Source organism: Pseudoalteromonas sp. MSK9-3, assembly GCF_003590335.1.
Lineage (GTDB): Bacteria > Pseudomonadota > Gammaproteobacteria > Enterobacterales > Alteromonadaceae > Pseudoalteromonas.
In genome coordinates, this window is the sequence record NZ_MIET01000043.1 from 1 (window position 1) to 11,903 (window position 11,903).

10 protein-coding genes and 2 pseudogenes are annotated in these 11,903 nt (G+C 38.3%); 9 read left to right on the forward strand and 3 right to left on the reverse strand.

The genetic code is table 11. The annotated features are described in order from the left end of the window. From BGP78_RS18675 to BGP78_RS18715, 8 genes and pseudogenes are all read left to right on the forward strand, one after another. A partial coding sequence (locus tag BGP78_RS18675; RefSeq protein WP_147386044.1) for an IS3 family transposase occupies positions 1–184 on the forward strand: 184 nt, incomplete at its 5' end. Between the two features lie 729 nt (positions 185–913). Then, on the forward strand, positions 914–1,288 hold the full coding sequence (locus BGP78_RS18685; RefSeq protein ID WP_119862805.1) for a hypothetical protein: 375 nt from the start codon (positions 914–916) through the stop codon (positions 1,286–1,288). Between the two features lie 4 nt (positions 1,289–1,292). Beyond that, a complete protein-coding gene (locus BGP78_RS18690; protein WP_119862806.1) occupies positions 1,293–1,883 on the forward strand; it encodes a hypothetical protein in 591 nt (196 codons plus the stop codon). Positions 1,884–2,115: 232 nt separating this feature from the next. Next, positions 2,116–3,090, forward strand: a complete 975-nt coding sequence (locus BGP78_RS18695) for a transposase (protein WP_119862807.1) — start codon at positions 2,116–2,118, stop codon at positions 3,088–3,090. 224 nt (positions 3,091–3,314) lie between these two features. Beyond that, complete coding sequence (locus BGP78_RS18700; protein WP_119862808.1) at positions 3,315–4,142, forward strand: hypothetical protein; 828 nt, start codon at positions 3,315–3,317, stop codon at positions 4,140–4,142. After that, a complete protein-coding gene (locus BGP78_RS18705; protein ID WP_119862809.1) occupies positions 4,139–4,588 on the forward strand; it encodes a hypothetical protein in 450 nt (149 codons plus the stop codon). Before BGP78_RS18700 ends, BGP78_RS18705 begins: the two co-directional genes overlap by 4 nt. Before the next feature lie 120 nt (positions 4,589–4,708). Next, a pseudogene (locus tag BGP78_RS18710) lies at positions 4,709–5,140 on the forward strand (transposase); the annotation flags it as partial. An 85-nt stretch (positions 5,141–5,225) separates the two neighbouring features. Continuing rightward, positions 5,226–6,200, forward strand: coding sequence for a transposase (locus tag BGP78_RS18715; RefSeq protein ID WP_119862810.1), 975 nt, complete (start codon positions 5,226–5,228; stop codon positions 6,198–6,200). A gap of 407 nt (positions 6,201–6,607) precedes the next feature. On the opposite strand, the gene BGP78_RS18720 is transcribed toward BGP78_RS18715, so the two are convergent. Together BGP78_RS18720 and BGP78_RS18725 are read right to left on the reverse strand one after the other, a co-directional pair. Beyond that, positions 6,608–8,464, reverse strand: a complete 1,857-nt coding sequence (locus BGP78_RS18720) for an Ig-like domain-containing protein (protein WP_119862811.1) — start codon at positions 8,462–8,464, stop codon at positions 6,608–6,610. Between the two features lie 9 nt (positions 8,465–8,473). After that, positions 8,474–9,037, reverse strand: coding sequence for a hypothetical protein (locus BGP78_RS18725; RefSeq protein ID WP_119862812.1), 564 nt, complete (start codon positions 9,035–9,037; stop codon positions 8,474–8,476). 249 nt (positions 9,038–9,286) lie between these two features. Here BGP78_RS18725 and BGP78_RS18735 point away from each other — a divergent pair. Beyond that, a pseudogene (locus tag BGP78_RS18735) lies at positions 9,287–10,075 on the forward strand (transposase); the annotation flags it as partial. A gap of 181 nt (positions 10,076–10,256) precedes the next feature. Here the strand turns inward: BGP78_RS18735 and BGP78_RS18745 are convergent. Beyond that, the gene (locus BGP78_RS18745) at positions 10,257–11,522 is read right to left on the reverse strand and encodes a right-handed parallel beta-helix repeat-containing protein (RefSeq protein ID WP_119862815.1); all 1,266 of its coding nucleotides are present in this window, start codon (positions 11,520–11,522) and stop codon (positions 10,257–10,259) included. Between the last annotated feature and the right edge of the window lie 381 nt (positions 11,523–11,903).

The window sequence follows — 11,903 nt, forward strand, 5'->3', positions numbered from 1 at the left end:
CTTTAAAACAGAATGGATGCCAACAGTTGGCTATCAGAATTTTAAAGAAGCTAAATACAGTATTAGCGATTATATAAATGAATATTACAACTACGTTAGGCCGCATCACTATAATGCTGGCCTAGCACCAAATGAGTCTGAAGTAAGATATAAAGATTCTAAAACTGTGGCCAAAATTAGTTGACCATTACACACGCAAAAGACAAGTAAGTTTAATTGACACCAAACACCAAAGGGGTCAGGTCTTGCTTTTTGCTTTTTAAAAGACCCGAATTCTGAAACCAAAGACCCGAATTCTGAAACCAATGGGGTCACCCATAAGTCAGCCGTTGTCAATAGTGCGATAAAGTACGGTTCGCTTTTTAGCAAACATTAGAGTTTGAGTACTCTGTAGCGTGTTCCGGTTTTTATTCGCTAATATGTTTTTCTATTGGTTGTGCTGGATAAATTATCCGCAACAGTCACCCATCTGGCTCTAGTCCTTGGCCTGTAAAGGCCAATTTCCCACGCACGCTAGTACGCCACAAAAACGTCAGTTCCCCATGTTATCCAATGCGGTAAACGCACAGAGACGGTGGTTAGGCTTTCGCCTTCCAGACCCAACTTGGCTTAACATGCGGGCGAACAAAATAAGTCCGGTATCACCCTCCATTCAGAGAAACACTGGTTTATTACCCAACCCCAAATACTGGCTGAATGATACCGGGAAACTAGCTAAAGGCGCGTTCGATATCGAAAGCCTGTTTATTCTTTAACATATGAAATACTGCTCTGGCGATTTTATGGGCAACAGCGCGAATGGCTACAATACCATTACGTTTTTGTTTTTTACGCTCGTAAAAACGTTTGGCTTTTGCATTAAACCGGACAATAAAACCTTAATTGACACCCACCCCAAATTGCAGGGAAAGATTTGTTAGAACACCCTTTATTTCTGATGGGTACAAGTACATTAACCGGATTAGAAAGAAGTGCAATTAACTCGTTCAATGCAGTAGGTATGAGGTTAGCTTCTTCTAAAAATCCATACGTGATGCAATTCGGCGAGTTCATGAATGGTTTTTCATCAGGGTTTGCAAAACTTTCGGAATCATCTAGAAGGGAATTTAAGGAGCAGCTTAGAATTGCTATTTGTGGTACGGTAATCAGTTGTACGGCAAAATTTTCTCAAATTGATATGCCTAAACAATTGCCTAAGAGCCCTTCTTCTATTAAAAATATGATTAATTATTTACATAGAAAAAATCAAACATCACCTATGTTGAAAAAGCAGGAAATTAAAGACTAGCTATATGGAAAAAATAAAATTAATTTATCAAATGCTCATGGCAAAAAGTGCACTAATAACGGTTTTTATGATTTCTTCAGGGTCATTGTTTTATATCTTGGATAGCCTGTTTTTTAGCTGTGCGCTAGGGGCTCTTTTTGCTTTTTTTCTGTATTGGAGGCTTTTTGGTCCTATACACTTTGTAATAAAGCGTGACATAAAAAAATTGATTGAACAAGAGGCCATTTATGAGTTAAAAGTTCTATCAGTGTCAAAAGAGCTTGAGGGCTTTGGTTTTGCTCATAACAGCTGGTTTGTCGGTAGAGGTGTTATAGGGGAGTTTAGAGAGATTTATAAAACTCAAATAGTTAGTAAAGGTGTAGGCTTTTATTGCGTCAGCATCCCTTATCTTCCAGTGTACTTGATCCCTTGGGATAAGATAAAAAAAATATCAAAAAACTCGTTGCCTTGCGAGGAGTTTAATTTAGATAAGGATGAGGCTATAGAGTTAATTTTATTTAATGATAACAAAGTTATACTGCCTTTTAACTCAGACTCATATGATAAATTGAAGAGTCAAGAAACACAATTTACGAAGACACCCACCCAAAATTGATTGTTTTTCATTCATTGCCTATCTTTTAGGTTTAGCTTAAAAGGTAGGCAATTCCCTCATGGCAACAGCACGAAAAAGACAAGTGAGTTTAACTGATACCAAATACCCCGAATTCAAGTTCCCCGAATTCAACATGCAAGAGAAGAATTTAATAAGACACCCACCATAAATTGACTGTTTTTCATTCATTGCCTATCTTTTAAATTCAGCTTGAAAGGTAGGCAATTCTCTCATGGCGACAGCACGTAAAAGACAAGTGAGTTTAACTGATACCAAATATTATCATTGTATTTCACGGTGTGTTCGTCGTGCGTATTTGTGTGGTGAGGATAAGGTAACAGGTCAGTCATACGAACACAGAAGAGGGTGGATAGAAGCAAAGCTGCTGGAGCTTGCCAAAGTGTTTTGTATTGATGTGTGTGCGTATGCGGTGATGAGTAACCATACGCATATTGTACTTTATGTGGATGATATAAAAGCTAAAAGGTTAAGTGGTAAAGCAGTTATTATCAGATGGCATAAGCTATTTAAAGGCACCATACTGTCTCATAAGTACCTTCAGGGTGAAAGGCTAGATTCAGCGCAACAATATTTTTTAAATAAAGACATTGAACAATTTAGAGAACGTTTAGCGAGTATCAGTTGGTTTATGCGGGTGCTGAATGAAAGCATCGCTCGAAAAGCGAATAAAGAAGATAACTGTACTGGCAGATTCTGGGAAGGGCGCTTTAAATCACAAGCTTTACTTGATGAAGCGGCACTAGCAGCTTGTATGGCGTATGTTGATTTAAACCCAGTTAGAGCCAAAATGGCTGAGATACCCGAATCGTCAGACTATACCAGTGTTAAAACACGCTGTGAATATGCCAAAGAAGGCAAACAACCTAAACACTTAGCACGTTTTGCAGGCAGCCCCAGAAAACATATGCCTAAAGGTTTACCCTTTGAATTAAAGTCATACTTAGAACTGGTAGAGTTAACCGGCCGATGTATGCGAACAGACAAACGAGGCGCTATTAACCCTATTAACTCCCCAATTCTAGACAGGCTCAAGATCAGCCCAGAAAACTGGTTAAAACTCACCACACAATTTACCAAAGTCTTCCATGGCGCAGTAGGGCGCCCTCAAAAGCTTGATAATTATTGCGCGAGTCTAGAAATTAAACGGCGAGCTAATTACAAGCAGTGTGAAAAGTTACTGGCTTAATTTTTAGTTCATCAAGATAATCTCTATATAACCAATGCACAATAGCTTGGTGGGGGAGCTATGCTTTTTAGATACATATAAGTTCACCTTTTATCTATTTTTGAGCTTGTAGCACATGTAGTTAATTCAATTTTACTAACTAAGCGATATTTCAGATTGAACATTGCCAGCTTATTGATTTTAATTTTTTGAGTGGGTGTCACTGTTTCTCGTATTCTTACATTATGAACAATCCGCTGTCAGGTATCGATCCAACTGGTTACTCACCAGAAGAACCTGAGTTAGAAAAGGTTGAGTACACGAAACAGACTGAAAAGATCGCTGTTACTGGATCAAGCATAAAACGAGAAGTTGTAACTGGTGTCAGTGGAACTGCAACTTACTCTAATGGGGCCACACAATCGTTTTCAGCGACATTCATTGGTGGGAAGGTGGCCACGATGGACATTGGTTCTCCTAAGCAAACCAGTACTACTTCACCGCAAACCCAGCAAAGTGGAAACACTGTAGGTGAAACGGTGAAAGGTGTTGCTCAGGCAGGGCTGAAATCCCTCAAAAAAGGCGGTGTAATTGGTATGGCTTTAGCTCCAACCTCTACTGCTACTGATGAGCAAATGGAGGCTTTAGCGCAACCAATTATTGAGGAAAATATTCTCCATAACACTGCACTTGATTTAGAGCCTGAACTTTCTAAAGAAGATTATGCTCGTCTTGAGAATGATCTAGCTAATATCAGAACCAAACCTAATGGGCCAAACGGTATTCAGTATGCTTTAATCGCGGAAGAAAGTGGTGATTATGTTTGTTATAATTGTTCAAGTGGTGTTATGTGGTTAAATGAAGGGGATGTTTGGAAGTATGGTCAAACAACGAAACCCGCTACTAGGTACTCAGAAGCCCAATTAAATGCTGTATTGGCTGGTCGAAGGCTTGCACTAGATACACAATACCGGGGCACACAACGCCAAGTGCTACTGGCAGAAAAGTTAAAAATTTACACTCATTTGGCAAAAACTGGAACATCCCCGCCGGGAAATAAAATTAGACGATGAAATTATTATTTGCTTACGAAATAGATGGAAATATCAGACCTAAATTGGGTGCTATCAAGGAACTGACAAATGAAATTGAGCAGAAAGCTGAGCAACTCAAGACAGTATTAGGACTGGAATACATTGGTATCAAATTAATTATTCAAGAGGTTTTGGATGGATATGAAGAGTTTGTAAAACCTCAAAAGCCTAGGTACAAGAAAAAATTCACCTTGAAAAACCCCTTGCTGGGTGATTCATCTTATGAGGGGTATTTGTCATTTGAACTGTTGTTTTCAACTGAGTCATACCATCAGATACTTACGTCAAATGACGCTTTTGAAATAAAAAGGTTGGTGAATTTGGAGCTGTTAAAGGCCGAAGATGTTTTTAAGGAAATGGAAAATAAATTAGGTAGAGTTGATACTAATGAATTTAGCGAGTTAATTAGCGAAACATTAGTTTAAATGATTAAAGCCCACCCCCGTGGGCTTTGTTGCAATTTACGAAGACACCCACCCAAAGTTGATTGTTTTTCATTCATTGCCTATCTTTTAAATTCAGCTTGAAAGGTAGGCAATTCTCTCATGGCGACAGCACGTAAAAGACAAGTGAGTTTAACTGATAGCAAATATTATCATTGTATTTCACGGTGTGTTCGTCGTGCGTATTTGTGTGGTGAGGATAAGGTAACAGGTCAGTCATACGAACACAGAAGAGGGTGGATAGAAGCAAAGCTGCTGGAGCTTGCCAAAGTGTTTTGTATTGATGTGTGTGCGTATGCGGTGATGAGTAACCATACTCACACTGTACTTTATGTAGATGATATAAAGGCTAAAAGATTGAGTGATAAAGCGATTATCATCAGATGGCATAAGCTATTTAAAGGCACCATACTGTCTCACAAGTACCTTCAAGGTGAACGGCTAGACTCAACGCAACAATATTTTTTAAATAAAGACAATAAACAATTTAGAGAGCGTTTAGCGAGTATCAGTTGGTTTATGCGGGTACTTAACCTTAATTGACACCCACCCCAAATTGACGGTTTTTCATTCATTGCCTATCTTTTAAATTCAGCTTAAAAGATAGGCGCTTTCCTTCATGGCGACAGCACGTAAAAGACAAGTGAGTTTAACTGATACCAAATATTATCATTGTATTTCACGGTGTGTTCGTCGTGCGTATTTGTGTGGTGAGGATAAGGTAACAGGTCAGTCATACGAACATAGAAGAGGCTGGATAGAGGATAAACTGCTGGAACTTGCCAAAGTATTTTGTATTGATGTGTGTGCGTATGCGGTGATGAGTAACCATACTCATATTGTGCTTTATGTAGATGATACAAAAGCTAAAAGACTGAGTGATAAAGCGATTATTATCAGATGGCATAAGCTGTTTAAAGGTACCATACTGTCTCATAAGTACCTTCAGGATGAGCATCTAGACTCAGCCCAACGATATTTTTTAAATAAAGACATTGAACAATTTAGAGAACGTTTAGCAAGTATCAGTTGGTTTATGCGGGTACTGAATGAAAGCATAGCTCGAAAAGCGAATAAAGAAGATAGCTGTACAGGTAGGTTCTGGGAAGGGCGTTTTAAATCTCAAGCCTTACTTGATGAAGCTGCATTAGCAGCCTGTATGGCGTATGTTGATTTAAATCCAATCAGAGCCAAAATGGCTGAGACACCCGAAACCTCAGACTACACGAGCGTTAAAACACGTTGTGAATATGCCAAAGAAGGCAAGCAACCTAAACAATTGGCACGGTTTGCGGGTAGCCCCAGAAAGCACATGCCCAAAGGTTTACCCTTTGAATTAAAGTCATACTTAGAACTGTTAGAGCTAACAGGCCGATGTATGCGAACAGACAAACGTGGCGCTATCAATCCCATTAACTCCCCAATTTTAGAAAGACTAAACATAGCCCCGGAAAACTGGCTAAAACTCACCACACAATTTACCAAAGTATTTCACGGCGCAGTAGGGCGACCCCAAAAGCTTGATAATTATTGCGCGAGCTTAGAAATTAAACGGCGCGCTAATTACAAGCAGTGTGAAAAGTTACTGGCTTAATTTTTAGTTCATCAAGATAATCTCTATATAACCAATGCACAATAGCTTGGTGGGGGAGCTATGCCTTTTAGATACATATAAGTTCACCTTTTATCTATTTTTGAGCTTGTAGCACATGTAGTTAATTCAATTTTACTAACTAAGCGATATTTCAGATTGAACATTGCCAGCTTATTGATTTTAATTTTTTGAGTGGGTGTCACTGTTTCTCGTTATGATGGATGAACCTATGAACTGTTGCTTCCAAATCAGTTTGGCGCATTGATGTCGATTTTAGAGCGTCCATCTTATCAACCATTCTTATTTGCTACAGACTGACTATGTAATTAAACCGTCACTATGTATTTGTAGTTCCGGTTTAATTAACTTAGCTATCTGACATTTAATGTCTTTTTATCACTTTAGGGTTATTTTTGCCTTGGGCTCCACTCTAGTTTTGGTAGCTCAACATAAGTCCTCCAATCTTTTCCATCTTTGGAGTGCCAGATATACTCTTCTTGCCAACCACTATATATCCACAGCTTGTCAGCGAACTTAGCGCCTGTTAAATAGGCGTTAAACCTAGATATAATTGGGCTTGCTTCCATCGTCCAGTCTACTCCGTTATCAGATGAATAGGCTGCGCTGTATCTTTCGTTAGAAGCTGATCCGAGGCCTTGTCCGTTAATCATCCAAAGCTTGCCGTTAAAGTTGAAGACTTTATTAGTATAAGCATATTCATTCGGAATGTTGGGGGCTGCATTTCTTAGACGCCAATTAACCCCATCTTCTGAAGACCAAATTTCGTTAGCCCCGACTAGGGGTCCGTTACTGTCCCAGACCTTGCCACCGTACATCCATAATTGGTCATTGTGGAAAAATAATGTAGGTTTACGCCTAGGCTTGTATGCTGCTGAACTATTTTGCATGGTCCAGTTGAGTCCGTCTTCGGTCGAATATATAGTACTATTTTCACTACTGGAAGAGTCTCCATATAACCATAGCTTACCTTGAAAGACGATTGCAGATGCTACGTTCCATATAGTGAACCCTAGATTTGGTTGAATCAATGTCCAATTGATCCCATCATCAGAGCGCCACACATCTGACTCACCTACCTCTGCGCCACCTGTTCCTATTCCTCTTGAACCGCCTATTAGATAGAGATGCTCATTAAATTCAATTAATTCAAAGTGTGCACGTCCCTGGAATGGCGCGTTTGCAACCTCGAGTTGCCAGTTTATTCCATCTATAGAAGACCAAATGCCAGTTTGCCAAATGGTATCGAGACCTTTAGAGTATTCACCTCCGAACAACCACAACTTACCTTTAAAGGACACCATTTGAGCGCCATACCCAAGTTTAAAAGGGGGTAAGGAAGGTGTTACATGGACGGTATTAGAAACATAGTCTTCGTGGGCAATTTTAATATAGGCACTTTGGTGTTCTAGTGTGTACTTAGAGCGCTTAATTTTTATAAAGCCATCTTTAAGTGGTAGTGCATCTGTTGCGGATATAAGATTCATCTGCGAATTATCACAGGCAGTGTAATTGGCTATATCACAGTTGGCGTCGGTACTTCTGTATAGCTCTAGTTGCTGACTTTGTTTACTCCACGTTAGCTCTGCATTTGTTAAGCTGATGGCAATACTGAGCTCATCCAATATATAGCTTATATCAACATCATAGGAAGCCGTTGATGCATTGTATAAAGCATCTGAAGCTTTTGTTGCGGTTATTGTTGCAATCCCGCCTTTGAGTAATATTAACTTTCCTGTTTCTGAATTGACATCGACCACTAAGGTGTCACTGGATTGATACGTTATAGTGCCTGAGCCAGTGCCTCCTGATAAAGGATTGCTCTGTATCGGTGTATCAATAAATAAATCTAAAGAGCTAGATTGGAATGATAAAGGCTCCTGCTCACGTTTATTAACTTCAACTGAATAACTGGCAGATGCTGACTGGTACTGAGAATCTGCACTTTTGGATACAGTAATGGTTGCACTTCCTGCTCCAACACCTTTTATTTGCCCTGTTTGAGGGTTCATAACTTCTACTATTGATGAGTCTGACGATGAAAACGTTATTGTTCCCGTGCCTGAGCCTCCAGATATCTCATTAATTGATGGAATCTCATCTACTAAGATTTGGACTGAAATTTCAGTGAATGAAATGGCTGTTTGTGGTACTTGACTATTACCTTCGCTGCTATTACTGCCGCCGCCACACGCTGTTAATAGGAATAGCAGAATAAAGTAATAAAATGAATGTAATCTATTCATGATATGTCCCTAAAAAAGCGCATGTAAACACATAACATTCATAAAATCAATATCAAAAGGGTAATCTAACAACCTAACATCACCTGATTTGGGTTCTGTGTAGTTAGGCAGCGCTTCATTTGGAAACATTACATCCCAGACAAACTTTTTAACAAATAACTTTAAAAATGCTGGGTGATAATATTTTAAAATGTATAACTCTTCTAGCTCCCAGTTAGGCTCATCGTTAATATCAATAATACCAAAGTGTTCTAACCAAGCACAGGCAGAAACTACCTGCATACCTTCATTGGGCTGTTTTTGATCTTCCCAAGCTTGTACATCTGAATTTTCATAACTATTTATCAGCCACCATGTATAGTCATCTTGTTTATAAGCGTTAACAAGGGCATCTTTAACATCACTTTTAGTAAACTTTCCTTGATTATCTTGAGAGTCAAGACGATCCAAATAGACATAAATCCCCGTTCTTAGCCAACCATAACGAAGCTCTTCATCCTCAAAATCCCATGAATAATCATAAAAGCAACAAAAAATATTCTCAATTATTTCCAATTCTAAATCTTTTAACATTTTTATCCCCCACCAACTTTTACATGCCTATTAGAAGGATACATAGAATTAATGTGCCAAACACCATTATTATCTTTAGCATAGCCAACCACAACAATAGATAAATTATTTACTCGCTGAGGATTCGTACCTTTAGTGAACCCATACCCAACACTTTTTGAGAATTTTAACTGACACCCACCCAAAATTTATTGTTTTTCATTCATTGCCTATCTTTTAAATTCAGCTTAAAAGATAGGTGATTTCTCGATGGCGACAGCACGTAAAAGACAAGTGAGTGTAACTGATACCAAATATTATCATTGTATTTTACGGTGTGTTCGTCGTGCGTATTTGTGTGGTGAGGATAAGGTAACAGGTCAATCGTATGAGCACAGAAGAGGGTGGATAGAAGACAAACTACTGGAACTTGCTAAAGTATTTTGTATTGATGTGTGTGCGTATGCGGTAATGAGCAACCATACGCATACTGTGCTGTATGTAGGTGATATAAAAGCTAAAAGACTGAGTGGTAAAGCGATTATTATCAGATGACATAAGCTATTTAAAGGTACCATACTGTCTCACAAGTACCTTCAAGATGAGCGGTTAGACTCAGCACAGCAAACCTTTTTAAACAAAGACATTGAACAATTTAGAGAACGTTTAGCGAGTATTAGTTGGTTTATGCGGGTACTGAATGAAAGCATTGCCCACAAAGCGAATAAAGAAGATGGTTGTGAGGGCAGATTTTATTCGCAGCCATCCATGGCGCTCACCCTGCGGGCTGCCTAACGGCATTCAAATTAATCCCTTATTAATTTGCGGGAAGGGCGCTTTAAATCACAAGCCTTACTGGATGAAGCAGCACTGGCAGCCTGTATGGCGTATGTTGATTTAAACCCAATCAGAGCCAAAATGGCTGACATACCAGAAACGTCAGACTACACGAGTGTTAAAACACGCTGTGAACATGCCAAAGAAGGCAAACAACCTAAACACTTGGCGCGTTTTGCAGGTAGCCCCCGAAAGCATATGCCCAAAGGTTTACCCTTTGAATGAGTGGCAATTCTAGGCTTTATACGTGGTGTACTTGGAAGTTGAATTCGGGGTTAATAATAGAGTGAAAATAAAAAGTAATGCTCCTTATACCTTAGCCCCTTTTAGACGAAGGTATAAGAAAAGCATGCTATAGATATATGACTTTTTCTTTATATTAAAAAGCGATGGTTCAGCCTTCCTACAATTTTCTAATGCGACAGATGTCAGTTGTTAAATTAACATAGTTTTGATAGCGACCATCATGCCAAATAACTATATTTTGATTATCATTAATTACTTGAAATCTTGCGCATAGATAATGATATAAATATGTAGTGTCGTAATTAAAGTTATGATATGTAATGTTGTTATTCTTTAATCTAATATTGTTGTTAATAAATGACTTCCTTTCTAAACTAGAGTTCTCAAACCTGACACCACCTGAAGCATTATTTATAAGCACATTACCATACGCTTCAATATCTTCCGCGCCTAAGAATTCAAGCCCAGGGCCAGTAGTATTTTCTGAACGGTTATATAAAGCTCTACCTTTTACAACATTGTTAAATTTTATACCGCCAGCATTAACCTTTATATTTTCATTACCATACTCATAGCCATTTATTGCTTTGTTTCTTATAATATCAACATTATAAGAATATTTAGCTCTTATTGCTTCATCAGCAAAACCATAAATTTTATTCCATGTGATTTTAACATGTTTTGCACCTTCTACAAATATTCCAAACCCATTAGCAATCGATGGCTCAGAGTTAAACATGTTTACAATCTCATTATCAAATATTGTTATGTTATAAATTTTAAAAGTGTTAAGAGCGAAATCATCTCTTGTTCTTTCTTCCTCACTTTTAACACTGATAACAGAGCCCGGATGTTTAAAATTAGAAAAATGATTTTTTGAAATATTTACATTACTAATAGAGTAGTTGGTGTTCCAATCTATAGGTCTGCTAATTCTGATACCCTCATTTTGAAACCTCGATATTGTGTTGTTGGCTACTAATATATCGTTAATGGTTATCGAGTTACTATTTTGGTGTTGTAGTGGATGAAAAGCTATAGCCGCTGAGCCTTCGACATCAAAAGATCCGATGAGATCCAAATTACTGATATGTATTGTTTCGAATTTATTACTATTTTCTTTATCTAGAACGAAGATGGCACGTTCATAACTAGGTTTAGGCCAGTTACCATTGGAACGCATGGTCAAAGTTGCACCATCGCTACACTCATTTATAATTGTGTTTGAACGCAGCTTAATGGATTCATATACATCTATATTTCCACACAGCAATAGATTAACCGCAGAAGACTGTGAGTATGCGGACTGCAATTGTTGATTTATATAAGCAGAATCCTCATTCTTAATTGTTAAAGAAGCAGCGTGTGAGTATAAGCTTGAAACAATTGTTAACCCTGAAAATAATACTGTATACCTATTCATTAATTTTCCTTAATTTTATCTAGTTTTTGTACGTGGTGCACTTAGAACTTGAGTTCGGATTTATTTAACACGATTTATATCAAGATGGACTTATGCGTTAAATTCACTTATCTACTGAATTTAGAGAGTATGAAAGAATACCTCCCGCTGGGTATTACGTTGGTTGAAATCCCATACTTCTACTCCCACTCGGCGTTGTTTCCTAAATAATTGAACTTCTTTGGTTTGGTGCGATCAGATCATTAAATGCCTTAACCCATGATGCGAAATGAAGAAGAAAATTAGGAATTGGTCACAGTACAACCGTGCTTTGGTTCAACGCGGTAACATCAATATTTGGCTAAGTGATAGTGCCATCTCAAAGTGGCAGAATACCGAAAA

What these genes read in the sequence shown, in the direction of transcription:
- BGP78_RS18690 (WP_119862806.1), top strand. Translation starts at nt 1,293, where the DNA reads ATGGAAAAAATAAAATTAATTTATCAAATGCTCATGGCAAAAAGTGCA.
- BGP78_RS18695 (WP_119862807.1), top strand. Translation starts at nt 2,116, where the DNA reads ATGGCGACAGCACGTAAAAGACAAGTGAGTTTAACTGATACCAAATAT.
- BGP78_RS18700 (WP_119862808.1), top strand. Translation starts at nt 3,315, where the DNA reads ATGAACAATCCGCTGTCAGGTATCGATCCAACTGGTTACTCACCAGAA.
- BGP78_RS18705 (WP_119862809.1), top strand. Translation starts at nt 4,139, where the DNA reads ATGAAATTATTATTTGCTTACGAAATAGATGGAAATATCAGACCTAAA.
- BGP78_RS18715 (WP_119862810.1), top strand. Translation starts at nt 5,226, where the DNA reads ATGGCGACAGCACGTAAAAGACAAGTGAGTTTAACTGATACCAAATAT.
- BGP78_RS18720 (WP_119862811.1), bottom strand. Translation starts at nt 8,464, where the DNA reads ATGAATAGATTACATTCATTTTATTACTTTATTCTGCTATTCCTATTA.
- BGP78_RS18725 (WP_119862812.1), bottom strand. Translation starts at nt 9,037, where the DNA reads ATGTTAAAAGATTTAGAATTGGAAATAATTGAGAATATTTTTTGTTGC.
- BGP78_RS18745 (WP_119862815.1), bottom strand. Translation starts at nt 11,522, where the DNA reads ATGAATAGGTATACAGTATTATTTTCAGGGTTAACAATTGTTTCAAGC.